Raw genomic sequence first — 20,384 nt, forward strand, 5'->3', positions numbered from 1 at the left:
GACCTTCAGCGGCGCAGGCGCGCCGGCACAAGTGCGCCCAGCCGGGCCAGCCAGCCGCGGCCCCCTTCGGGGTCGTATTCGTTGTAGACCGTGCCCAGCACGCGCGCGCCGGCCGTCTCCAATTGTTCGGCCGTGCGCGCCAGCTCGCCCAGCGACGTGACATCCTTGCGCGCCACGAGCACGCAGGCGTCCACCTGGCGCGCGATGCTTTGCGCATCAGGCGATTGCGCCGCCGGCGGTGTATCGACGATGAAGACCTCGTACGGGTCGGCATAGGCCGCCAGCACCCGGGCCAGCGCCGGCTCGCGCAACAGCTCGGCCGGGTTGGGCGGTTGCGGACCGGCATCGAGCACGGCCAGGGCCGGAAAACCCGCCACGGCGCGGCTCTCGCCGGCCGCCGCGCGGCCGGCCAGGATGGACGACAGGCCCGCTCCGCTGCCGGCGCCCAGCAGTTCCTGTTGTCCGCTGGCGCGCAGATTGGCATTGACCAGCAGCGTGCGCCGCCCGGTCTGGGCGAAGGCGATGGCCAGGCTGGCCGACAGATAGCTGCGCCCTTCGCCGTCCTGCGGGCTCACCACCGCCACGGTAATGCGCGGCAGATCCTCCAGGCGGATCGAGATCTCGGCCCGCAACTGGCGGATGGCCTCGGCCTCACGGCCAAAGGGCATGGCCGCAATGGGCAGCTTGACCTCGGCATGTTGCGCCGAGGCATAGTCATAGCGGTACTGCTCGGCCAGCACCGATTGCACGCGGGCCTCGGAGACGAAACCCAGCTTGACAGCCGCCTGCCCGAAGCGCAGGCGCTCGGCCTGCTGCAGCTCGACCACGCGCGCCACCTGTTCCTCGGTCAGCAGCCCCAGCTGCACAAAGCGCTCGCCCATTTTCCCGCCCGCCGCGGCGCTGGGCGCGCCGGCCTCCTGGCCGGCTTGCTGGTTCAGGCGGTCGAACAGCGGACGCAGGGTGGAGTCGCTCATGATGCCGCCACCACGGTGTTGCGGCCCACTCGGCCCAGGACCGGCAGGGAGGTATTGCGCTCCAGATCATCCAGGCAGCGGACGCGGCGGCGGCTCAGCTCCAGCAGGAGCGCCAGGGCCAGGCCGGCCATGATGCCGAACAGCAACCCCAGCACCAGGCTGGTGCGCACCTTGGGGCGCGAGGGCGAGGAAGGCACCTCGGCCGCGCGCAGCACGGACAGGCTGGGCAGGGAAATATTGCTGGCCATCAGGATGCCATCGTATTTTTGCAAGGCGGTCTGGTAGACCTGCTCGACGCCGGCGAACTGGCGCTGGTAGGCGGCGATGCGGTCGCGCTTGGCCATCTGGTCCAGCACCTTGGCACGCTGCGCGTCCATGTCGCGCTGCAAGGCCGCCTTCTGCGCCTCCAGGCGCTGCACCTCGCTATCCTGCGCCTCCACCGCCGCCTTGGCCTGGCGGGCGATCTCGGCCTGCATTTGCGCGCGCTGGGCCAGCAACCCGGCCACGCTGGGATGCTTGGGGCCCAGCGCGCCGCGCAACTGGCCCAACTGGTGCTCAACCACCGTCAAACCATTGCGCAAGTCGTTGATGGGCGCGATCAGACCCACTTCGGGCAAGTCTTCCGGCCGCATGCCGCCGGCCAGCAGGCTGGCCGTCGTGGCCTTGCGCGCCCGCGCCGCTTCCAGCTGGGACTCCAGCGCCAGCATCGCGGTGGCCATGTCATTGAGCCGGCGCACATCAATATCGTCGCCCGTCTGCCGGGTATCGACGATGCCGGTCTCCTGCTGGTAGCGTGTCAGCTTGTCCTGGATGGCGTCGAGTTCGCCGCGCAGCTGCTCCAGCTGCGCGGTGTATTGTTCAGTGCGCGCCCTCGCGGCCGCCGAGGAAATCCCCTGGCTGACCGCGATATAGGAATTGACCACCGCATTGGCGAACTCGCGCGCTTTCTGCGGCGTATTGGCCGAAAACGAAATCGTCAGCACGCGGCTGTTCTGCTGTTTGGCGACTTCCAGGTTGCGCTTGATATAGGCCACCAGCTCATTGCGCGCTTTCGAACCGGAGGCGGCCTCCTCCCCCGACAACAGCCCCAGGCTCGCGATCACATGATCGGCCACCGTCTGGCTGCGGATCATGTCGATCTGCGTCTGCATATAGCTCTCGTCCAGCAGCGGCGAGAACGAACGGCCGTTGATGGGGTCGTTTTCCCGGTAGTCGATGAAGACATCCGAGGAGGCGGTCCATACCCGCGGCAATACCAATATGAGCAGACAGGTCAGCAGCAGGGTGCCCAGGGCTACCCATGCGATAAGCCGGGCGCGCGCGGCGAGCATCGCCCATACCTGGTTCAACGATAGCAGACTGTATTCAGGGCTCACGGCGGGATTTGGAGTCAGCGTGACGTAATCGCCGATTTTACCGGAGAGTCGGCTTTAGGGAACGGATGGGAAAAAACCCCGACAGAAAATTCAAATTGACAATGCTTGTCAAAAAAAACCTTGCAAAAAAAGGCGGACATGCCCAGCCGTTTTTTTTTCAGATGGAAATAATCCGTTTTTATTTCAGCCTTATTGGGCCCGGGGCTGGCGCATGCGACGGGCAGGTTCTCCGGTGCCCCCGCGCACGACCTGAAACCGGGAAATACCGGGCGGAGAAAATCCCCGCCTCGGGCGGCCGTTTATAACCCTGGGAGCGCCTTGAAAATCCAGCGGCGGCACGGAAAACTCCGGCGGTCAAACAAAAAACCATGCGGGGCGGGCCGCCGCCCCATTGCGGCTGTCATTTCCGGCCGGCTCGCCCCGCCCTGGCAAGCCCGCCTTGAAATGCCCGGCCCGGGTCAGTCGACGGTCACGCCCGCCTCGCGCACCACCTCGCCCCAGAGCGAGATTTCCTTGACGATCTGGTCGCGGAAAGCCTCCGGGCTGCCGGGCGCGGCCTGCTCGCCGGTGGCTTTGAGCCGCTCGCTCATCTCGGGCATCACCACGGCCGCATTGACCGCGGCGTTGAGCCTGGCCTGGACCTGGGGCGGCACGCCCTTGGGCGCGATGATGCCGTACCAGACCGTCACGTCATAGGGCACGCCGGCCTCGCGCACCGTCGGGATATCCGGCGCCGAGGCCACGCGCTGCGGCAAGGTCACGGCCAGCACTTTCAGCCGCTTGTCTTCGCGATAAGGCAGCGTCGAGCCCGCCGTGGTCAGCATCGCATCGACCTGGCCCGCCACCGTGTCCGTCAAGGCCGGCGCCGATCCCTTGTAGGGCACGTGGACCATGGAAATACCCGCCGTCTTGAGCAAGGCCTCCATCGCCAGATGGGAAATCCCGCCCGTGCCGGAGGAGGCATAGCTCAGGCCGCCCGGCTTCTTCCGGGCCAGCTCCACCAGGTCGGCCAGGGTCTGCACCGGCACCCCCGGATTGACCGACACGAAAAAAGGCGCGCGCGCGATCATGCCGATCGGCGTCATGTCCCGCACCGGATCGAAGGGCAGCCTGTACAGGCTGGGGTTGACCGAATAGCTGTTGGAAATCAAGGTCAGCGTATAGCCGTCGGGCGCCGCTCTCAGACCCTGTTCCACGCCCAGCTTGCCGCCGGCGCCGGGGCGGTTCTCCACCACCACGGGTTGTTTCAGTTCATCGGAAAGCAACTGCCCCAGCAGGCGCGCGATGCCGTCATTGCCGCCGCCGGCGGCAAAAGGCACGATCAGCTTGATCGGCTGCGAAGGGTAAACGTCCGCCTGCGCGCGGCACACCGACGCGGCCAGCGCCGCGGCGGCCAGCGTGGCTCCCAATATCACCTTGCCCAGCTTCGCGCCGGCTTGCCTCATCATCGTCCTCTCCTCTTCGATGGGCCGCTGCGCGGCCCTGTTATACGGCAGCCGCGCCATGCCTGTCCCTGGCCCGCCCGGCTGCGCCGTGCAGTATGCATCATCCCGCGCGGGGAATACGCCTGCTCCGGCCTGCCGCGCGCCATCCCACGGACAAATACCAACTAGTACCTTGTATGGCCCAAGGAAGAACATCGTAAAAAATCCCGCATTTAAGGCCATTTTTCCAAATAGCTCACGAATTCTTGACGGCAAAACATACCAAATGGTATGTTGCGCTCATGATGGCGGATCCCCGGAGGAGACAACCGGCGCAGGTTCGCCCCGCAGGCTCACCAACCCATGGCAAGGATGTCTAAGCATATGGATACCCCACGTTGGAAGCAGCGCCCGGAGGGCTCGAATTGGGGCGACTTCGGTCCCGATGACCAGATCGGCCGCATGAATCTGCTGACCCCGCAAACACGGTTGCGGGCCCTGCGCGAAGCCCGGGAGGGCCGCGTCTTCTGCCTGAGCCTGCCGCTGGACTATCCCGGCGGCAACACGCTGTTTCAGCACCGCAAGGCGCCGCAGTTCCACTACGACAGGCGCGGCGACGGCTATAACTACAACTACCGGCTGTCCCAGGTCTGCCCCTGCTTCAGCGATGTCGTCTCCGATGACGCAGTGCTGATGTTCCTGCAGTACTCCACGCAATGGGATGGGCTGGGCCATGTCGGCCAGATGTTCGACGCCAACGGCGACGGCCTGCCCGAGAAGGTCTATTACAACGGCTATCGCGCCGGCCAGGACATCATCGGCCCGGACGATGCCGACAGCGGCCGGGGCGCCAAGGCCATCGGTATCGAGAACATGGCCACCGCCGGCGTACAGGGACGCGGCGTGATGGTCGACCTGGAGCGCCGCTACGGACGCGAGCGCGCGCTCGTGGGCTACGACGGACTGATGGCCGCGCTCGACGGCGTGGAAGTGCTGCCGGGCGACTTCCTATGCCTGTACACCGGTTTCGCCGACCTCGTCCTCGAAATGAACAAGCAGCCCGACGGCGACGTGCTGTCGCGCTCCTGCGCGGTGCTGGACGGCCGCGACGAGCGGCTGCTGCAATGGATCAGCGACTCGGGCATCGTGGCCATCTGCGCCGACAACTTCGCCGTCGAGGCCTACCCGGCCGGCCCCGCCCAGGGCGAGCACTATCCCGGGCTGCCTCTTCATGCCCATTGCCTGTTCAAGCTGGGCTTGCACCTGGGCGAGCTGTGGTACTTCGCCGAGCTGGCGCGATGGCTCAGGCAGCAAGGCCGCCACGCATTCTTGCTGACCGCGCCGCCCCTGCGCCTGCCGGGCGCCGTCGGCTCGCCCGTGACCCCCATCGCCACCGTCTGAACCGGCGCCGGGGCCCGGCCCCGGCCGCCCTCTTATCCGGAGACCGCAATGCTCGCTCGCATTCCGGCCTGGGCCATCCTGGCCCTGGCCAGCCTCGCGCCGCTGGCGCAGGCCACGACCGTCTATCCCGACAAACCCGTCACCCTTGTCATTCCCTTCCCGCCCGGCGGCACCAGCGACGTCGTGGGACGCCAGCTCGCCAAGCAGCTGGGCGAAGAACTGGGCGGCACGTTCGTGGTCAACAACAAGGCCGGCGCCGCCAGCACCATAGGCGCCACCTACGTCGCCCGGGCGCCCAAGGACGGCTATACGCTCCTGCTCTCCTCCGGCAGCACCTTCACGGTCACGCCGCACCTGATGAAGCAGATGCCCTACACCCTGGACGATTTCGCACCCGTGGCGGCCGTGGCCACCGTGCCCTTCGCCTTTGTCGTCAAGAAGGATTTCCCCGCCCGCAGCCTGGCCGACTACGTCGCCTATGCCAAGGCGCATCCGGATAAGATCAACAACGCCACCAACGGCTCGGGCAGCATGGTGCACCTGCTCGGCGAGCTGGTCGCCTCCGGCCTGGGCATCAAGGTCACCCAGGTGCATTACAAGGGCGCCGCCCCGGCCACGGTCGACATGATAGGCGGCGTGGTCGATTCAAACATCGAGGCGCTCACCAGCGCGGTGCCCAATGTGCGGGCGGGGCAGTATCGCGCCCTGGCCGTGCTCAGCCCGCAGCGGCAGCCCTTGCTGCAAGACGTCCCGACCTTCGCCGAGCTCGGCTATCCCGATATCGTCGGCGAGACCTGGTACGCGGTCTTCGCGCCGGCGGGCACGCCGCCGGAGGTGGTGGCGCGCCTCAATGGCGCCCTGCGCAAGATCACGGCGTCAGCCGAATTCGGCCAGATCATGCGGCAGATCGGCAACGAGGCGCGCAGCAGCACGCCACAGGAATTGCGCGACATCACCGAGCGCGAGAGCCGGCGCTGGGGCGCGCTCATCACCAAGCTGGACATCCCGCCACTGCAGTAAAGGCCCGTGGCCGCGCCGCGGCCACGCCGCCTCAGCGCGGCAGATAGCCCAGGTCTTGCATCGCGCGCAGATGCTCCAGCACCGAGACCTCGCTGTCGATGCAATCGCCAAAGCCCGCCTGGCGCAGCTTGATGGTCGACACCAGGGGCGGCAGGGGCAAGGGATGCTGGGCGGCCCAGGTGGCGTCGGCATACTGCCAGGACAAACCGATGAGGGTGGAAAGTTCCGGGACACGCAGCTTGGCCCGGCGCGCCAAGCGGCGCCAGGCATCGGCCTCCTGCGACATGGTATGGCGCATGCGGTCCTGCGTGGGCGCGCCCAAGGGCATATCGAAAAAAGCCGCCAGGCGCTCGAACAGATGGCGCCAGACCATGACATCGCCATTGGCGATGTTGAAGGCCTGTCCCCAGGCCCCGGCGGCGTCCCAGGCCCAGGTCACCGCGCGGGCGATCAGGCGCGCGTCGGTGCACTCGGTAAGCAGGCAGGGGTGTCCCGGATAAGCCAGCGGCTCACCCGCCTCGCGCCGCAGCGCCGCATAGGCGCCCAGCGTGGCGACCGGGTTCATGGCGCTGCCCAGCGCCACGCCCAGCACGATCTGCGGCCGAAAGAGGGTCCATGCATATCCGCGGCGCCGCGCGTCTTCAGCCAGCAGATCATGCTGATCGAAATAGAAATTCGCATGATCGCGCAGCGCATCCTCCTCGCGCGCCGGGATGCGCATGGCCCGGCCCGTGTGCACCCCATAGGCCTTGGTCCCCTGCATCAGCGTGACATGCCGCAAGGGCGCGTCCCGCAGCGCCTGCAGCGTATGCGCCAGCATACGGGTGTTCAAGGCCACATTGTCGGGGTCGCGCCAGCCCTTGAGCAGGTCCGGCTGTTCGTTCAAGGCCGCATAGACCACATGCGTGATGTCGCCGTGCCCGGCCAGGGCGCGGCGCGTGGCCTCGGCATCGCGCAGGTCGGCGCTGATCCAGACGGCCCCGGGCGCGAAATCGGGCGCGCGGCGCGACAGCCCCACGCAATGCACATCATCCCGGCCGGCCAGGTGTTCCATCACCGCGCGCCCCACCACACCCAGCGCGCCCACCACCAAGACTTTTTTCGTCGTCATGATCATGTCCCGAACTCGAAACTGCCGTTATCGATGGCAACGGCATCGCGCTCCCGCACGATCGCTCGATACCGGGCCTGCCCGGCCGCTTCCATCCAGATCTCCAGGCGCAGGGTCTCGCCGGGATACACCGGCGCGCGGAAGCGGCCATCCATGGCCAGCATCCGCCGCGGATCGGCGGCGCAACAATGGCGCACCAGACCATGCCCGGCCACCCCGAAACTGGCCATGCCGTGCAGGATGGGCCGCGGGAACCCCGCCCGGCGCGCCGAGGCGGGATCGATATGCAGGGGGTTGAGATCGGCGGACAGACGGTAGATCAGCGCCGCCTGCGGCGAGGTCGGGCAGTCGGCGAGGAGGTCGGGCGCGCGCGCGGGCAGCGGCGCCGGCGGCGGCCGGACAGCCGGCGCCCCGCCATAGCCGCCGTCCCCGCGGCAAAACACCGTCTGGCGCAGCGTGGCGAGATGGCCGCCATCCTCAAGATCGAAGAGATCGCGCTCGACATAGAGCAACGCGCCCTTGTCCGCGCCCTTATCCGCGACATCGACAATGCGCGTGACCCCTCTCACATTGCCCTGCGGCGCGGGCGGACGGTGCAGGCGGATGGACTGCTCGCCGTGCACGGTGCGCCGCCAGTCCAGGCCCAGCGGCAGATCGCGCAGCCAGAACCCCGGATCGGCCAGCACATTGACCAGCGTCGGCTCCACCTTCAGGCGCGTTTCGTCCAGATAGGCCAGGTCGGATTCATCCAGCGGGTCCAGGCCCACGCCCAGCGCCAGGGCATAGCGCGCGCAATCGCGCCAATCGTAACGCTGCTGCGCGTCCGGGATGCGCGCATCCCGCAGCCGGGAAAGATCGATAGCCATGACAACCTCGCCGAAAGGCTGATTGAAGAAGACGGACGGCCCTACAACACGTCGGCCGTGCCCAGGATGGCCGTGGCCTGGCTCGAAAGCACGCCGCCATTGGCATGGGCCAGCGATATCCGCGCGCCCGGCACTTGCCGCTCGCCCGCCTCGCCGCGCAGCTGCTGCACCGATTCCAGCACGGTAAACAGGCCATACATGCCAGGGTGGTTGCATGACAGCCCCCCGCCATTGGTATTGACCGGCAATACCCCGCCCGGCGCGATGGCCCCGCTGGCGACGAGCGCGCCGCCCTCGCCCTTGGCGCAAAAACCCAGGTCTTCCAGGAACAAGATGGTGTTGATCGTGAAGGCGTCGTAGAGCATGACATGATCGACATCGCGCGCGGACAGGCCGGCCATGGCATAGGCGCGCCGCCCCGACTCCACCGCGCCGGTCATCGTCAGGTCCGGCATGGCCGAGATCTGACGATGGGTGACCGCGATGCCGGTTCCCAGCACATAGATGGGCGGACGCCGCAGATCGCGCGCGCGTTCGGCGCCCACCAGCACGATGGCCGCCCCGCCATCCGTCACGAGACAGCAATCGGCCTTGCTCAAGGGGTCGCTGATCATGCGTGAAGCCAGCACCTCCCCGCGCCCCAGGGGTTCGCGCGCATAGGCGTCCGGATTGAGCCGGGCCCAGGCGCGGGCCGCCACGGCCACATCCGCCAGCTGTTCGCGCGTGGTGCCGTACTGATGCATATGGCGCGCCGCCGCCAGCGCATAGCTGGAGATGGGATAGCGCGGCGCGAACGGCGCCTCGTATGGCTGGGGATCCGGCATGGAAGCCAGCTTGCCGCCGGCTGTCAGCTGGTTAGAGCCATAGCAGATCAGCGCGACCTCGCACAAGCCTGTCTCCAGCGCCGCCATCGCGGACTGCAGATGAAACAGAAACGATGCCCCGCCCACCATGGTGCCGTCCGCCTGGCGCGGCCGTATGCCCAGGCGTTCGGCCACGTTCAGCACCGGCAGGCCCGAGGTGGACATCGCGCAGTACAGGCCGTCCACATCCCGCAGTCCCAGGCCGCAGTCCTCCAGCGCCAGCACGGCGGCTTCCTGCAGCTGATCGAACGGCGTGCGGCCGGGCGCGTTCCAGCGCCGCGTATTGCCGATGCCCACGATGGCGCTGCGGCCGCGCAGCCCCTGATCCGAAGCCGGCCTCATGCGCCTTCCCCTTCCGCGCGGAAGACGACATGGGCGCCGTCCTCCTGCGCGACGATGTGTCCGCGCACGCGCAGGCCGATGGCCGGGGCGGCCATGCCCTCGACCCGGCTGAGCATGCGCGCACCGCCCTCCAGCTCCACCAGCGAGACGTTGTAGTCGCCCTTGCGGTCGCGCACCGTGGTGGTGGAATACACGACGCCGCGCCCGTCCGACTCGCGCCAGCGCAGGCGCGGACTGCCGCAGGCGCGGCACACGAGCGCCGGCGGAAAGCGCACGGCGGCGCAATCCTCGCAATGCTGCAGGAGAATGCGGCCCGAGCGCAGGCCGGCCTCGTACTGGGCATCCGGGCCGGGCCCATCGAAACGCGCGTCCGCCATGGCTATTTCCCCTGCCAGACGGGCGCGCGTTTCTGCGCGAAGGCAGCCGAGCCCTCGCGCGCGTCCTCGGAGTTGAACACGTGCTCGGTCAGCGCCGCCTGGCGGCTCCAGAGTTCGTCGGCCGGCCAGCCCTGGGATTCGATGATGACGCGCTTGCTGGCCGCCACGGCCAGCGGGCCGTTGGCGACGATGCGCTGCGCCAGCTCGCGCGCGCCCGCCAAGGCCTGGCCGGGCTCGGTGAGCTGGTTGATCAAACCATGGTGATAGGCCCGCGCCGCCGGAAACATATCGCCCGTCAAGGCCAGTTCGAGCGCCACCCGGTAAGGCAGCTGGCGCGGCAGCCGCAGCAGGCCGCCGCCCGTGGCGGCCAGGCCGCGCTTGACTTCCGGCACGCCGAACTGCGCGTTGTCGGCGGCCACCACCAGATCGCAGGCCAGCACCAGCTCGAAGCCGCCGGCCAGCGCATAGCCCTCCACGGCGGCGATCAGCGGCTTCTTGGGCGGCCGCATCGTCAGGCCGCCGAAACCGCGCCCCTCGATACTGGGCCGCTCGCCGCGCAGAAAGCCCTTCAGGTCCATCCCGGCGCAGAACGAACCGCCGGCGCCGGTCAGGATGCCAATGCGCAGGTCGTCGCGCGCGTCGAGCTCGTCGATCGCGGCCGCGATGCCCCGCGCCACGGCCAGCGTCACCGCATTGCGCGCCTGCGGCCGGTTGATGGTGATGGTCAGGATACCCTCGCCGCTTTGCAGCAGCACCTCGTCCTGCTCGTGGGTCGTCGTCGACATGGTGGTTTCCTCGGTGTCTCAGCGCGGCGCCATGCGCAAGGCGCCGTCCAGCCGGATGGTCTCGCCGTTGAGCATGGGATTGACAATGATGTGTTCGGCCAGCAAGGCGTACTCGGCCGGCGTGCCCAGCCGGGCGGGGTGCGGCACCGACGCGGACAAGGTCCTGCGGGCATCCTCCGAGACGCGCGCCAGCATGGGCGTATCGAAAATTCCCGGCGCGATGGTGCAGACCCGGATGGCCTTGCTTGCCAGGTCGCGGGCCGCCACGATGGTCATGCCGACCACGCCGGCCTTGGACGAGGCATAGCCGATCTGTCCGATCTGGCCCTCGTAGGCGGCCACCGAGGCCGTCAACACGCAGACGCCGCGCTCGCCGCCTTCGTCGGGCGCATTGCGCGCCATCTGCGCCGCCGCCACCCGCAGGGTATTGAAGGTGCCGATCAGATTGACGCGCACGATGTCGATGTAGGTCTCCAGCGAGCCGGGGTTGCCTTCCTTGTCGAGCAGGCGCACCGGTCCGCCCCGGCCGGCGCAATGCACCAGCACCCGCAGGGGCGCCATCGCCACGGCCTGTTCGCAAGCGGCACGCAACTCGGCCTCGTCCAGGACATTGGCCGGCGCGAACCGCGCCCCCAGTTCGCGCGCCACCGCCGCGCCGTCGGACGCCGGCAAATCCGCGATCACCACCTTCATGCCCTGGCTGACCAGGCGTTGCGCGGTCGCCAGGCCCAAGCCCGATGCGCCACCCGTCACCAGCGCGCTACTGCCTTCTGTCTTCATGAAGCAGACCTCAGGATAGGAAAAGGAAAACCCATGATACATACCGCTTGGTATCTTTTCAATGCGGAGCGAATACAAAACAAAATACCTAGGGAAACCGCCAATACTGAATATTCATCGTTGTCATTGACCATCAAAAATACCGAATGGTATGTTTGCTCTGGCAGCCCTTGCGTGCGACGGCATACCGGTCTTGCGCCGCTATCCTCCGCCCGCGCAGCACTCGCGCAGTCCCCCTAGATGCATTACCGCAGCGCCGGCGCAAGCCGGCCGATAAGATCAGGAGACAGGCATGAAGCGGATACAAAAGCTGTTGCGTGTGACGACGCCCCTCGTCCTGGCGCTGGGAATCGGCATGCTGGCGCCCGCGGGCGCGGCCGAACCGCCCATCAAGGTCGGCGTCATCTTTCCGCTGTCCGGCGGCGCGGGCCCGCAAGGCCAGCACGTTACCCAGGCCATCCAGGCCATGGCCGCGGTGATCAATGAAGACGGCGGCGTCCTGGGCCGCAAGATCGAAATCCTCGCGCGCGACGACGAATCCACCCCGGCGGTGGGCGTCTCGCGGGCCAACGAACTCATCAGCGCGGGCGTCTCGGTCATCATCGAAGGCTGGAACAGCCCCGTCACCCTGGCCATGCAGCCGGTGATCGCGCGCGCCGGCGTGCTGGACATCACCGCCATCTCCAAGGCCGACCCCATCCTGTCCGGCGAAGGCAATCCGCTGGCCGTGCGGCTCAACAGCTCCAACGCCCAGGACGGCGCCGTGATCGCCGACTACATCAAGCGCGCGGGCGCCAGGCGGCTGGCCTTTCTGACCGAGAACGACGCCTATGGCAACGGCGCACAGGCCTCGATCGAGCAAGGCCTCAAGGCCATCGGACACAGCTATGAAAAGGTGGCCGAAGAGAAATTCCCCTTCGCGCAGGCGGACTTCCGCGTGGCGATGACCAATGTGCGCGCCGCCAAGCCCGACCTTACCGTGGCCATCAACGCCAACGAAGGGCTGGGCATGCCGGCCATCATCCGCCAGGCCCGGCAGTCGCGTCTGCCGGGCAAGCTCGTCAGCGCCGTGGGCACGGTCGCGCCCAGCGTCATCAATGTCGCCGGCGATGCCTCCGACGGCCTGATCGGCGCGGACATCTACTTCCCTGACGTCGAGCCCTTTGCCTCCAATCCGGCCAACAAGCGCTTCGTGGCCAAGACGCAGGAAATGTTCAAGTACGCCCCGGACAAATTCATGGCGCTGGGCGCCGCGTCCCTGCAGGTCTGGGCACAGGCGACCAATGAGCTCAAGACCCTGGACCGCGAAGCCATCGCCAAGCGGATCCGCGGCGGCAGCTTCAAGGGCACGCTCATGGGCGAGATCCATTTCGAACCCAACGGCCAGCTCAAGTCCCACTACTATCTGTTCACGGTCAAGGACCGCAAGATCGTGGTCCAGCCATGAGCGCCCCGATCACCGATCCTGCCGCCGGGCGGTCGCCCGCCGCCCTGCGGGCCGAGGGACTGGGCGTGCGCTACGGCGCGCTGGTCGCGCTGGAGGATGTCAGCTGGGAGGTCCGGGCGGGCCAGCTGCTGGGCATCATCGGCCCCAACGGCGCCGGCAAGAGCTCCTGCTACGACGCGGTCTCGGCCCTGATTCCCCGCAGCGGGCGCGTCTATCTGCATGGCCGCGACATCAGCGGCGTGCCCGCGCATGGACTATCGCGCCTGGGAATCAAGCGCGCCTTCCAGCAGAACGCTTTCTTCGACCAGTTGAGCGTGCGCGAAAACATGATCGCCGCGCTGGGCGGCACCGCGGGGCTGGGCACCAGCATCCTGCGTCCTCTGGCGGCCGGCCGCAAGGCCGCGGCCTTGAGCGCCCAGGCCCGGCAACGGCTGGAGCGCTTCGGCCTGCCCGCGGCCTGCCATGAACTGCGCCCGCACGAAATCTCCTATGGCATGCAGCGCATGCTTTCCATCGCGCTGGCCTACGGCGATGGCGCGCAAGTCCTGCTGCTGGATGAGCCGGCCGCCGGCCTCGGCGGCTCGGACATGGCGCAGTTGACCGACCTGCTGCTGTCGCTCAAGCGCGAAGGCCTGGCCCTGGTCGTCATCGAACACCACATGGATCTCATCATGTCCGTCGCCGATCGCATCTGCGTGCTGAACCTGGGGCGTCCGCTGGCCAGCGGCACGCCCGCCGAAGTCCAGCGCGACCCGCGCGTGCTGCAAGCCTATCTGGGCGGTGCCGCATGAGCGCCGCCGTGCTGAACGCCAGCGGGCTGGAGGTCTGCTATGCGGGCAACCGCGTGCTGAAGCTGGACCGGCTGGATATCGCGGCGGGCGAGATCGTCGGTGTCATCGGCGCCAACGGCGCCGGCAAGTCCACCCTGGTCAACGCCCTGCTGGGCTGGTCGCGCGGCCAGCCGGCCGTCAGCGGTGAGGTCATGCTCGACGGCCGGCCCGTCGGCCGCCTGCCCACCCATGAACGGGTGCGCGCCGGCCTGCTGCTGGTGCCCGAGTCGCGCCTGGTGTTCGCGCGCCTGACGGTGGACGAGAACCTCACGCTCTCGGCCCGCCCCGCGGCCGGCGCGGCGCAGGACCGCCGCTACTACAGCCGCGATGACATCTATGAACTGTTCCCGCGCCTGCGCGAGCGCCGCCAGCATCTCGGCGGCCAGCTGTCCGGCGGCGAGCGCCAGATGCTGGGCATAGGGCGCTCGCTGATGATGGGCCCGCGCGCCCTGCTGTTGGACGAACCCTCCATCGGCCTGGCGCCCATGCTGGTGACGCAGCTGCTGCACAGCCTGCGCGAGCTGGCCCGCGCCGGCCTGGCCATCCTGCTGGTGGAGCAGAACGTGCGCGCCGCGCTGCAGGTCGTGGACCGCCTGCTCTTGCTGGAACGCGGCAGGCTGGTGCTGGAAGGCCCCGCGGCCGAGATCGGCGCGGATCCGCGCATCGCGCAAGCATACCTGGGAGCGCATACCGCATGAATCTCGCGCAACAACTGATAAACGGCCTCGTGCTGGGCCACGCCTACGCCCTCATCGCCATCGGCTGGACCCTCCTGCTGGGCGTGGCGCGGCTGGTCAATTTCGGCCATGGCCAGATGTATATGCTGGGCGCCTTCATCACCTGGTGGGCCACCACCACCGCCGGGCTGCCCTATCTGCTGGCCTTGCCGCTGGCCATGGCCGCCGGGGCCTTGCTGGGGCTCGTGATGCAGCGCGTCATGCTGCGCGCCACCTTCGAGCAGAACTTGGTGTCCATCATGATCATGACCCTGGGCTTCGGCTACGTCATGCACGGCGCGGCCTCGCTGGTCTTCGGCTCGACCGGGCAGGTGCTGGATACGGCCTGGTCGCAGCGCGACATCGAGTTCGGCGATCTCTGGCTGACCTGGCAGGACGCCGCCATCGTCGCGGCCGCCATCCTGCTCTTTCTTCTGCTCAAGCGCGTGCTGGACGGCAGCCGCGCCGGCCGGCTGGTGCGCATGGTCGCCGAAGACCCCAAGCTGGCCCAGCTCGCCGGCATCGACGTGCGCCGGGTCTACTACGGGGTGTTCGCCTTCGAAGGCGCGGCGGTGGCGCTGGCCGCCGGGCTGGTGGCGCCGCGCACGCCCATCCTGACCTCCATGGGCTTCGAAGAGGTCATCATCACTTTCGTGGTCGTCGTCCTGGGCGGCATAGGCAGTGTCACCGGCAGCTATGTGGCGGGCGTGGCGCTGGGGGTCTTCACGGCCTTGTTCAGCACCCTGGTGTCGCCCGCCTATGCCACTTCGGCGGCTTTCGCGGTGCTGATCGCCATGCTGGTGCTGCGCCCGGGCGGCCTGAGCGCCGGCGTGGCGCGGGAGGCGCACTGATGGCCGCCCACGCCTGCCGCCGCCTTATCCTGCTCGCCTGCGCGGTCGGGCTCTTCTGCCTGCCGGCCTGGCTGGGCGGCTCCGCGGCGGTCTACAGCGCCGCCGTGCTGATCGCCATCATGGCCGTCATGGCCTATGGCCTGGACGTCATCGTCTCCGATCTCGGCGAGGTCAGCCTCGGGCACACCGTCTTCTTCGCCGCCGGCGCCTATGCCACGGCGCTACTGTCCACCCGCGCCGGCGCCGGCGCCTGGACGACGCTGGCGGCTTCCATCGCCACCGCCCTGGTGCTGGCCGCGCTGGTGGGCCTGGCCACGCTGCGCCTGCGCCAATTCGTTTTCTCCCTCGTCACCTACGCGGTGTCCGTGGTGGCGGTCACGCTGGCGGCCAACTGGGCCTTCCTTGGCGGCTCGGACGGCATACGCGGCTTGCCCACGCTGGATCTGTCCATCGGCCCGCTCACCCTGAAAGCGGACAACGACCAGGCACTCTGGCCCTACGCCTATGCGCTGCTGGCCATCACCCTCTACCTGGTCTGGCGCTTCCGCCACTCGCGCCTGGGGCAGGCCGCGCTGATGGCCCACCTGAACCCGCGCCTGGCCACCATGAGCGGCATCGACCCGTTGAAGGCGCGCCTGCAGGTCTTTCTGTTCTCCGCGCCCATCAGCGCCTGCGCCGGCTGGCTGTACGCCTACCAGCGCGCCTATGTCAGCGCGGACATCCTGGAGACCTATTTCCTCATCCTGATGCTGACCGCCGTGGTGCTGGTCGGCCGCCGCCAGCTGTTCGGCCCGCTGCTGGCCACCGCCCTGGTCTTGATCCAGGAGAAATTCTTTTCCTTCGGCGGCAATGTCGACAAGATCGTGCTCGGCTGCCTGCTCATCCTCGTCCTCACCCTTTTCCCGCAAGGGCTCATGAGTCTGTTCGCGTCCCGCCGCAAGCAGGCCCGGCCCGTGGCGACTACTTTGGAGAACTCGAAGTGACCGTGATCTGGAATCCATCTCTGGACGACACCGCCAGCCGCTGGCAGGCGCTGGCCCATCGCCTGGGCGCCGAACATTTCGCGCCGCTGGCGCCCGAGCTCGACCGTGACCAGCGCTACCCGTGGGAAACCATTTCGGCGCTGGTCGAGCACAAGTTCACCGGCCTGTTCCTGCCCACGCAATGGGGCGGCCAGGGCGCCAACCTGGTGGCCACGGTGGCGGCCGTCGAAGCCCTGGGCACGCATTGCGCCTCGACGGCGGCCATCATGTGCGCCTACCAGCTGGGCGCCTTCCCCCTCCTGCTGGCGGGCAGCGATGAGCAAAAGGCCTTCTACCTGCGCGAGATGGCCGAAGGCCGCGCCACCAGCTTCGCCCTGTCCGAACGCAGCGCGGGCTCGGACGCGGCGGCCATCGAGGCGACCGCCGTGCGCGAAGGCGCGGGCTGGCGCCTGCGCGGCGAAAAGTACTGGATCGGCAACGGCGGCGCCTCGCGCTACTACGTGGTCTTCGCCAAGACGGACCCGGCCGCCGGCGGCCGGGGCATCAGCGCCTTCATGGTGGACAAGGAGCAGGAAGGCGCCGTCATCGACGAGCTCTCCGACAAAATGGGCATCCGGGGCACTCAGACGTCCAACCTCAAGGTGGACCTGGTGGTGCCCGACAGCGCCCGTGTCGGCGAACTCAACCGGGCCCTGCGCCTGGCGCTGCAAACGCTCAATGTCGGCCGCATCATGGTGGCGGCCCAGTCCTTGGGGGTGGCTCTGGCCGGCTTCCGCGAGGCCAGCCGGCGCGCCGTCAGCCGCAAGACCTTCGGCCAGGCCATCGGCGAAAACCAGGCCATCGGCTTTCGCCTGGCCGACATGGCCACGGAGATATCCGCCGCCCGCATGATGCTCTACCAGGCCGCGCAGGCCTACGACCGGGGCGAGGACGTCTCCCACCTGGGCGCCATGACCAAGCTGTTCGCCTCGGAGGTTTCCCATCGGGTGGTGGACAATACCGTCCAGATCTGGGGTGGGCTGGGCTACTGCAAGCCGACGGTCGCCGAGCGCCTGTACCGCGACCAGCGCATACTCGAGATCTACGAGGGCTCTTCCGAAATCCAGCGGCTGGTGTTATCGCGCGCTATCCGCAAGGAGACCGAAGAGCAGCCTGACTGACCTGTATTCGACAAGAGGTGGCAATGGTGAGTGCACAACAGAACCCGGCAGAGGCGGGTGGCGGCGAGTCGCGCGAAGAAATCCTCCAGGCGGCAGCCGAGCTTTTCATGGAGTTCGGCTATGCCGCGACCTCCATCGACGCGGTGGCCCAGCGCCTGGGGGCCACCAAGGGCCGCATCTATCACCACTACCGCAGCAAGGCCGATCTGTTCTTCGACGTCCAGGTGGCGGCCATGACACGGCTGACCGACCAGATCGAGCCGATCGCGCGCGGCGGGGCCAACGCGGTCGAGCGGCTGTCGGCCATGGCGCTGCGGCATACCCAGATCCTGCTCAAGGAGCTGCCCATGCAAAAGGTGGCGGTACAGGGCCTGGAGCGCCATTTGCTGGAAGCCTCCGCGGCCACCAAGCGCCTGCGCTCGGTGGTCAAGATGCGCGATGACTACGAACAGATGTTCGTCGAGGTGATCGATGACGGCATCCGAGCCGGATCTTTTGTGGACTTGCCCGCCAGGTTGTTGAGCAAACCCTTCTTCGGAGCGCTGAACTGGGCCACTGTCTGGTACAGCCAGCGCCGACTGCAGAGCGAAGCGGCGATAGACGATATCGCGCACACCCTCGCGGCCTATGCGCTGCGGGGCCTACTCAAGGACTCCAACGATGAAGCAGCAAGAGCGACTCCCTTATTCCAATACCATCTGGGATGAGATCGAAACCTGGCCGCGCGAGCGGATCGAGCAGTTCCAGCTTGACGCCCTGCGCCGCCAGTTGCGGCGCGTCGCCGACACCAGCGCGCACTACCGGAACGTCTTCGCGCAGGCGGGTTTCGTTCCCGAGGACCTCAAGAGCCTGGCGGACCTGCGCGGCCTGCCCTTCACGCACAAGCGCGACTACCTCGAGGGCCTGAGGGCCGCCCCGCCCTTCGGCACCCTGGCCGCCGTCCAGCCCGGCGAGGCGGTCAGAGTGCATTTTTCCTCGGGCACCACCGCCCAGCCCGCCCCGGTGCTGTGGACCCAGCATGACGTGGACCGCTGGGCCGAACTCTACGCCCGCTACCTGTACGGCCAAGGCCTGCGGCGCGGCGACATCTTCCAATGCATGTTCAATTACGCCTGGTTCGTTGGCGGCCTGGGCGCCACGCTGGCCGCCCAGCGCGTCGGCGCGCTGGTGATCCCCGGTTCCTCGGGCGACACGCAGCGCCAGGTGGAGACCCTGTTCCAATACGGCACCGACTGCGTGATCGGCACGCCCTCTTTCATGGCCCACATGGCGGAAACCGCCCAATCCATGGGACGCGACCTGCGGGAGTCGCGCGTGCGCATGGTATGCGTCGGCGGCGAACCCGGCGCCAGCGTGCCCGGCACGCGCGAACGGATCGAGCGCCTGTGGGGCGCCCGGATGTTCGATTGCTACGGCGCGCTGGAATGCCAGCCCATAGGCTGGGACACCTCGCTGCAGCTCGGCCCCACCCTGGCCGAGGACTTCATCTATGTGGAAATCCTTCATCCAGAGACCCACGAACCCGTGGCCGACGGCGAGCGCGGGGTGCTGGTGCTCACCCACCTGGACAAGCAGGCCTGCCCGCTGGTGCGCTGGTGGACCGGGGACATCGTGGTGCGCGACAGCCGCCCGGCCCCGGACGGCCGCACGCACGCGCGCCTGCCCGGGGGCGTGCTCGGGCGCGCGGACGATATGCTGATCGTGCGCGGCGTCAACCTCTTTCCTTCGGCGATCGAGGATGTGGTCCGAGGTTTCCCCGGCATCACCAACGAATACGTCATCATCATCGACGACAGCGTCAAGGACCCCAAGACCGGCTTTCTCACCGGCGTGAAACTGCGCGTCGAACGGGAGACCGACACCGGCGCCGACCTGGCCGAACGCCTGTCGCAGCGCCTGCGCGACCGCCTGCAGGTGCGGTTCCACGTCGAAGTGGTCGACAACGGCACCCTGCCGCGCACGGTGCACAAGGCCAAGCGGGTGATTCATGCCTGAGGCCGACACCCCCCGTCCGCTGGCCGGCAAGCGCATCGTCGAACTGTCCCAGTTCATCGCCGGGCCGACCGCCGCCCAATACCTGGCCGATTTCGGCGCCGATGTCCTGAAGCTGGAGCCGCCGCGCGGCGACGGCGTGCGCACCCTGCCCGGCAATCAATACGGCAGTTTCTATGCGCGCAGCTTCAACACAGGCAAGCGCAGCCAGGTGCTGGACCTGGCGGACGGCCGCCAGGCGCTCGACGCGCTGCTGGACGAGGCCGACGCCTTCATCTGCAACCTCGCCCCCGGTTCGCTGGCCCGGCTGGACCTGCAGGGCCCGGCGCTGCGGCGGCGCCATCCTCGCCTGACCGTGGTGCTCATCTCCGGCTATGGGCAGCAGGACGACCGCGTCTGCATGGACACCATCGCGCAGTGCGAATCGGGTTTCGCCCTGCTCAATGGCAACGAGGACGGCACGCCGCGCCTGTCCACCGGCTGGCCCGTCGACATGTTCAGCGGCATGTACGCCGGCCTGTCCTGCGCCATGGCCGTCCTGGAAGGCCGCGCGCGCCTGATCGACATCTCCATGATGGAGGTCGCCTCGGCCATGCTGCTCGGCCCGGCGGCGCTGGCGCTGAGCGAAGGCGAAACGCTGGATCCACCCATGGGCAACCGCGACCGCGCCTCCGCGCCATCCAGCATCTACCGCTGCGCCGACGGCCACGTCTATATCCTTGGCGGCCTGGATAGCTACTGGGCCCGCCTGCGGCCCCTGATCGGCGCCGAGGACGCGCCCATCCAGGAACGCATCCGCCGCGCGGCGCACTTCGACGCCCTGGTCGAAGCCTGGACGCTGCCGCAAACGCGCGAGGAGGTCCTGCGCCAGGCGCGCGCGCTGCAGATACCGGCCGGCAACGTGCAGCCGCCGGCACAGGCCCTGGCGCTCATCCGCCAGCTGCGTCCCGGCGCGGTTTCGCAAGCCCTGCCCAGCGGCGAGCATGTCCCGGCCTTTCCCGCCCTCTTCGACGGCCTGCGCATCGCGCGCAGCGCCACGCCCCACGTGGGCGGACCGAAACGCGAGACCCCTTGAGCCATTCGTCC

At 68.2% G+C, this 20,384-nt stretch carries 19 protein-coding genes and 1 pseudogene; 11 read left to right on the plus strand and 9 right to left on the minus strand.

What is annotated here, in order from left to right; translation table 11 throughout:
• Nucleotides 1-5: 5 nt before the first annotated feature.
• The 3 genes from AXA74_RS12265 to AXA74_RS12275 form a co-directional block, all read right to left on the minus strand.
• Nucleotides 6-974 carry a polysaccharide biosynthesis tyrosine autokinase gene (locus tag AXA74_RS12265; RefSeq protein WP_032962255.1) on the minus strand — a complete coding sequence of 323 codons (969 nt, stop codon included), beginning with the start codon at nucleotides 972-974 and terminating at the stop codon, nucleotides 6-8.
• Nucleotides 971-2,350 (minus strand): GumC family protein, encoded by a 1,380-nt coding sequence (locus tag AXA74_RS12270; RefSeq protein WP_029577413.1) that lies wholly within the window; start codon nucleotides 2,348-2,350, stop codon nucleotides 971-973. Before AXA74_RS12270 ends, AXA74_RS12265 begins: the two co-directional genes overlap by 4 nt.
• A gap of 458 nt (nucleotides 2,351-2,808) precedes the next feature.
• Nucleotides 2,809-3,798, minus strand: a complete 990-nt coding sequence (locus tag AXA74_RS12275) for a tripartite tricarboxylate transporter substrate binding protein (RefSeq protein WP_051594013.1) — start codon at nucleotides 3,796-3,798, stop codon at nucleotides 2,809-2,811.
• A 360-nt stretch (nucleotides 3,799-4,158) separates the two neighbouring features.
• On the opposite strand from AXA74_RS12275, the gene AXA74_RS12280 reads away from it, so the two are divergent.
• Together AXA74_RS12280 and AXA74_RS12285 are read left to right on the plus strand one after the other, a co-directional pair.
• Complete coding sequence (locus AXA74_RS12280; RefSeq protein WP_032979769.1) at nucleotides 4,159-5,175, plus strand: cyclase family protein; 1,017 nt, start codon at nucleotides 4,159-4,161, stop codon at nucleotides 5,173-5,175.
• Between the two features lie 48 nt (nucleotides 5,176-5,223).
• Nucleotides 5,224-6,195 (plus strand): tripartite tricarboxylate transporter substrate binding protein, encoded by a 972-nt coding sequence (locus AXA74_RS12285; RefSeq protein WP_032979771.1) that lies wholly within the window; start codon nucleotides 5,224-5,226, stop codon nucleotides 6,193-6,195.
• A 31-nt stretch (nucleotides 6,196-6,226) separates the two neighbouring features.
• Here the strand turns inward: AXA74_RS12285 and AXA74_RS12290 are convergent, their stop codons facing one another.
• The 6 genes from AXA74_RS12290 to AXA74_RS12315 are packed head-to-tail and all read right to left on the minus strand — an operon-like array spanning nucleotide 6,227 to nucleotide 11,319.
• A complete protein-coding gene (locus AXA74_RS12290) occupies nucleotides 6,227-7,306 on the minus strand; it encodes an NAD-dependent epimerase/dehydratase family protein (protein WP_032962473.1) in 1,080 nt (359 codons plus the stop codon).
• Between the two features lie 2 nt (nucleotides 7,307-7,308).
• A complete protein-coding gene (locus AXA74_RS12295; protein ID WP_032979772.1) occupies nucleotides 7,309-8,172 on the minus strand; it encodes a MaoC/PaaZ C-terminal domain-containing protein in 864 nt (287 codons plus the stop codon).
• 41 nt (nucleotides 8,173-8,213) lie between these two features.
• Nucleotides 8,214-9,377, minus strand: a complete 1,164-nt coding sequence (locus tag AXA74_RS12300) for a thiolase (RefSeq protein WP_032979774.1) — start codon at nucleotides 9,375-9,377, stop codon at nucleotides 8,214-8,216.
• On the minus strand, nucleotides 9,374-9,754 hold the full coding sequence (locus AXA74_RS12305; RefSeq protein ID WP_032956188.1) for a Zn-ribbon domain-containing OB-fold protein: 381 nt from the start codon (nucleotides 9,752-9,754) through the stop codon (nucleotides 9,374-9,376). Before AXA74_RS12305 ends, AXA74_RS12300 begins: the two co-directional genes overlap by 4 nt.
• Before the next feature lie 2 nt (nucleotides 9,755-9,756).
• On the minus strand, nucleotides 9,757-10,539 hold the full coding sequence (locus tag AXA74_RS12310) for a crotonase/enoyl-CoA hydratase family protein (protein ID WP_032962247.1): 783 nt from the start codon (nucleotides 10,537-10,539) through the stop codon (nucleotides 9,757-9,759).
• Nucleotides 10,540-10,557: 18 nt separating this feature from the next.
• Nucleotides 10,558-11,319, minus strand: a complete 762-nt coding sequence (locus AXA74_RS12315) for an SDR family NAD(P)-dependent oxidoreductase (RefSeq protein WP_029577421.1) — start codon at nucleotides 11,317-11,319, stop codon at nucleotides 10,558-10,560.
• A gap of 292 nt (nucleotides 11,320-11,611) precedes the next feature.
• On the opposite strand from AXA74_RS12315, the gene AXA74_RS12320 reads away from it, so the two are divergent.
• The 9 genes and pseudogenes from AXA74_RS12320 (at nucleotide 11,612) to AXA74_RS12360 (ending at nucleotide 20,373) form a co-directional block, all read left to right on the plus strand.
• Nucleotides 11,612-12,766, plus strand: coding sequence for an ABC transporter substrate-binding protein (locus AXA74_RS12320; RefSeq protein ID WP_032979775.1), 1,155 nt, complete (start codon nucleotides 11,612-11,614; stop codon nucleotides 12,764-12,766).
• On the plus strand, nucleotides 12,763-13,557 hold the full coding sequence (locus AXA74_RS12325) for an ABC transporter ATP-binding protein (RefSeq protein WP_029577423.1): 795 nt from the start codon (nucleotides 12,763-12,765) through the stop codon (nucleotides 13,555-13,557). The genes AXA74_RS12320 and AXA74_RS12325 overlap by 4 nt, the downstream gene beginning before the upstream one ends.
• Nucleotides 13,554-14,051 (plus strand): annotated as a pseudogene (locus tag AXA74_RS12330) (ATP-binding cassette domain-containing protein); the annotation flags it as partial. The gene AXA74_RS12325 and the pseudogene AXA74_RS12330, both read left to right, overlap by 4 nt.
• 239 nt (nucleotides 14,052-14,290) lie before the next feature.
• Complete coding sequence (locus AXA74_RS12335; RefSeq protein ID WP_032979777.1) at nucleotides 14,291-15,163, plus strand: branched-chain amino acid ABC transporter permease; 873 nt, start codon at nucleotides 14,291-14,293, stop codon at nucleotides 15,161-15,163.
• The gene (locus tag AXA74_RS12340; RefSeq protein WP_029577426.1) at nucleotides 15,163-16,146 is read left to right on the plus strand and encodes a branched-chain amino acid ABC transporter permease; all 984 of its coding nucleotides are present in this window, start codon (nucleotides 15,163-15,165) and stop codon (nucleotides 16,144-16,146) included. The genes AXA74_RS12335 and AXA74_RS12340 overlap by 1 nt, the downstream gene beginning before the upstream one ends.
• Nucleotides 16,143-17,306 (plus strand): acyl-CoA dehydrogenase family protein, encoded by a 1,164-nt coding sequence (locus tag AXA74_RS12345; protein ID WP_032979779.1) that lies wholly within the window; start codon nucleotides 16,143-16,145, stop codon nucleotides 17,304-17,306. The genes AXA74_RS12340 and AXA74_RS12345 overlap by 4 nt, the downstream gene beginning before the upstream one ends.
• Before the next feature lie 23 nt (nucleotides 17,307-17,329).
• On the plus strand, nucleotides 17,330-18,013 hold the full coding sequence (locus tag AXA74_RS12350; RefSeq protein ID WP_029577428.1) for a TetR/AcrR family transcriptional regulator: 684 nt from the start codon (nucleotides 17,330-17,332) through the stop codon (nucleotides 18,011-18,013).
• Nucleotides 17,967-19,301, plus strand: a complete 1,335-nt coding sequence (locus tag AXA74_RS12355; protein ID WP_029577429.1) for a phenylacetate--CoA ligase family protein — start codon at nucleotides 17,967-17,969, stop codon at nucleotides 19,299-19,301. The genes AXA74_RS12350 and AXA74_RS12355 overlap by 47 nt, the downstream gene beginning before the upstream one ends.
• A complete protein-coding gene (locus AXA74_RS12360; protein WP_029577430.1) occupies nucleotides 19,294-20,373 on the plus strand; it encodes a CoA transferase in 1,080 nt (359 codons plus the stop codon). Before AXA74_RS12355 ends, AXA74_RS12360 begins: the two co-directional genes overlap by 8 nt.
• Nucleotides 20,374-20,384 lie beyond the last annotated feature (11 nt).

The organism is Bordetella hinzii LMG 13501 (assembly GCF_001548475.1).
Classification (GTDB): Bacteria; Pseudomonadota; Gammaproteobacteria; order Burkholderiales; family Burkholderiaceae_B; genus Bordetella; species Bordetella hinzii.

Bases quoted from the DNA above. Each gene is read 5' to 3' on its own strand.
- AXA74_RS12265 (WP_032962255.1), bottom strand. From the start codon at position 974: ATGAGCGACTCCACCCTGCGTCCGCTGTTCGACCGCCTGAACCAGCAA.
- AXA74_RS12275 (WP_051594013.1), bottom strand. From the start codon at position 3,798: ATGATGAGGCAAGCCGGCGCGAAGCTGGGCAAGGTGATATTGGGAGCC.
- AXA74_RS12280 (WP_032979769.1), top strand. From the start codon at position 4,159: ATGGATACCCCACGTTGGAAGCAGCGCCCGGAGGGCTCGAATTGGGGC.
- AXA74_RS12285 (WP_032979771.1), top strand. From the start codon at position 5,224: ATGCTCGCTCGCATTCCGGCCTGGGCCATCCTGGCCCTGGCCAGCCTC.
- AXA74_RS12290 (WP_032962473.1), bottom strand. From the start codon at position 7,306: ATGACGACGAAAAAAGTCTTGGTGGTGGGCGCGCTGGGTGTGGTGGGG.
- AXA74_RS12295 (WP_032979772.1), bottom strand. From the start codon at position 8,172: ATGGCTATCGATCTTTCCCGGCTGCGGGATGCGCGCATCCCGGACGCG.
- AXA74_RS12300 (WP_032979774.1), bottom strand. From the start codon at position 9,377: ATGAGGCCGGCTTCGGATCAGGGGCTGCGCGGCCGCAGCGCCATCGTG.
- AXA74_RS12305 (WP_032956188.1), bottom strand. From the start codon at position 9,754: ATGGCGGACGCGCGTTTCGATGGGCCCGGCCCGGATGCCCAGTACGAG.
- AXA74_RS12310 (WP_032962247.1), bottom strand. From the start codon at position 10,539: ATGTCGACGACGACCCACGAGCAGGACGAGGTGCTGCTGCAAAGCGGC.
- AXA74_RS12315 (WP_029577421.1), bottom strand. From the start codon at position 11,319: ATGAAGACAGAAGGCAGTAGCGCGCTGGTGACGGGTGGCGCATCGGGC.
- AXA74_RS12320 (WP_032979775.1), top strand. From the start codon at position 11,612: ATGAAGCGGATACAAAAGCTGTTGCGTGTGACGACGCCCCTCGTCCTG.
- AXA74_RS12325 (WP_029577423.1), top strand. From the start codon at position 12,763: ATGAGCGCCCCGATCACCGATCCTGCCGCCGGGCGGTCGCCCGCCGCC.
- AXA74_RS12335 (WP_032979777.1), top strand. From the start codon at position 14,291: ATGAATCTCGCGCAACAACTGATAAACGGCCTCGTGCTGGGCCACGCC.
- AXA74_RS12340 (WP_029577426.1), top strand. From the start codon at position 15,163: ATGGCCGCCCACGCCTGCCGCCGCCTTATCCTGCTCGCCTGCGCGGTC.
- AXA74_RS12350 (WP_029577428.1), top strand. From the start codon at position 17,330: ATGGTGAGTGCACAACAGAACCCGGCAGAGGCGGGTGGCGGCGAGTCG.
- AXA74_RS12355 (WP_029577429.1), top strand. From the start codon at position 17,967: ATGAAGCAGCAAGAGCGACTCCCTTATTCCAATACCATCTGGGATGAG.
- AXA74_RS12360 (WP_029577430.1), top strand. From the start codon at position 19,294: ATGCCTGAGGCCGACACCCCCCGTCCGCTGGCCGGCAAGCGCATCGTC.